General features: G+C 63.1%; 2 protein-coding genes and 1 pseudogene. 2 read left to right on the top strand and 1 reads right to left on the bottom strand.

Annotation, left to right across the window (positions count from 1 at the left end; all coding sequences use genetic code 11):
* Nucleotides 1-548, top strand: a pseudogene (locus C2U70_RS32425) (sulfite reductase subunit alpha); the annotation flags it as partial.
* A 199-nt stretch (nt 549-747) separates the two neighbouring features.
* The gene (locus C2U70_RS32420) at nt 748-897 is read left to right on the top strand and encodes a hypothetical protein (RefSeq protein ID WP_186294602.1); all 150 of its coding nucleotides are present in this window, start codon (nt 748-750) and stop codon (nt 895-897) included.
* A 22-nt stretch (nt 898-919) separates the two neighbouring features.
* On the opposite strand, the gene C2U70_RS32415 is transcribed toward C2U70_RS32420, so the two are convergent.
* The coding region (locus C2U70_RS32415) for a class III extradiol dioxygenase family protein (protein ID WP_140982799.1) at nt 920-1,555 on the bottom strand (636 nt) is incomplete at its 5' end.

The following is a 1,555-nucleotide window of genomic DNA, read 5'->3' as shown; positions in this document are numbered from 1 at the left end:
TCGGCGTCGCCTCGACCTTCCTCGGCGAGCGCATCGCGGAAGGCGAGAAGCTGAAGGTCTATGTGCAGAAGGCCCATGGCTTCGCGCTGCCGCAGGATCCGAAGACGCCGGTCATCATGATCGGTCCGGGTACCGGCGTTGCGCCGTTCCGCGCCTTCCTGCTCGACCGCAAGGCGACCGGCGCCCCCGGTAAGAACTGGCTGTTCTTCGGCCATCAGCGCAGCGACTGCGATTTCTTCTACAAGGACGAGCTCAACGCCCTGAAGACGTCGGGTCTCCTGACGCGTCTGTCGCTGGCCTGGTCGCGCGACGGCGAGAAGAAGTTTTACGTGCAGGACCGCATGCGCGAGCTCGGCCGCGAGCTCTGGACCTGGCTCGCCGAAGGCGCCCATATCTACATCTGCGGCGATGCCAAGCGCATGGCCAAGGACGTCGAACGCGCCATGGTCGACATCGTCGCCCAGTTCGGGGCGCGCTCGACCGACGAGGCGGTGGCTTTCGTCGCCGACCTCAAGAAGACAGGGCGGTTCCAGGCCGACGTCTATTAAGCGCCGGATTTGGCTCGGGAATCGGTTCCAGTCGGTTCCAAATTGAACGAATAAAATTCCCGGAACCGGGAATTTCGAGGAAACTTTCCGCTGCGATGGGCGTTCTGGACAGCGCCCCCATCGCTATTTCTGCTTCTGTCTTGTCTACCGGCGCGATTGATCCTTCATATGCCAGCGAATGGGGCGTTGGAGATCGACCATGCGCGAACTATCGGCGGAAGCCAGACTGCACCTCTATGCGCGATCGCTCCGGCGGACCGGAGCGAATTTGCACCTCGTCGCGTTCTACAGCGCCTTCGCTGTCATCGCCGCGATCGTGTTCGGCACGCTGTCCGTACGCCCGTTCTAGGCTTGAGACGTCCTGCGGCGGTTTACGCCGCAGGCTCCAGCAGCATCATCCCGGTTGCCGTATTCGAGATCGGGATGTGGTAGTTGGAATGCTGCTTGCTCACCTTCTCCGGCAGCATGCCGCGCGCCACCACCCAGTTCAGCAATTCGACGCCTTGCGTGCCCGACAGCTCGACCAGCTCGACGGTCGAGTACTTTGTCGCCCATGCCGGGTTCGAGACCATGCTTTCCATGAATTGCAGATCGAACTCCTTGTTGATGAAGCCCGCGCGTTCGCCATCGAGCTGATGCGACAGCCCGCCGGTGCCCATGACAACGACGCGCTCGTCCTTCGGCCAGGACGCGATCGCGCGGCCTAAGGCCTTGCCGAGCTTGTAGCAGCGCGCGGCTGAGGGCAGGGGCGCCTGCACCGTGTTGACGACGACGGGAACGGTGCGCACCGGCCATTTCTGGTCCGGCCAGCACAGCGCCATCGGCAGCGTGAAGGCGTGGTCGACCGTCATCTCCTGACAGCTCACGATGTCGAACTCTTCCGCCACGAGCTGCTCGATGAGATGCCACGACAATTCCGGATCACCCTGGAACGGCTGCGTGGTGGGAATGCCCCAGCCTTCGTCGGCGTTGCGGTATTCGCGCGCGGCACCGATCGCAAAGGTCGG

Origin of the sequence: Bradyrhizobium guangdongense (genome assembly GCF_006483445.1) — a bacterium.
GTDB lineage: Bacteria > Pseudomonadota > Alphaproteobacteria > Rhizobiales > Xanthobacteraceae > Bradyrhizobium > Bradyrhizobium guangdongense_A.
The sequence above is the reverse complement of the archived record's forward strand: the minus strand, read 5'-3'. Positions and strand labels throughout refer to the sequence as shown.

Excerpts from the sequence above, each read along its gene's own strand:
- C2U70_RS32420 (WP_186294602.1), top strand. The coding sequence starts at position 748 with ATGCGCGAACTATCGGCGGAAGCCAGACTGCACCTCTATGCGCGATCG.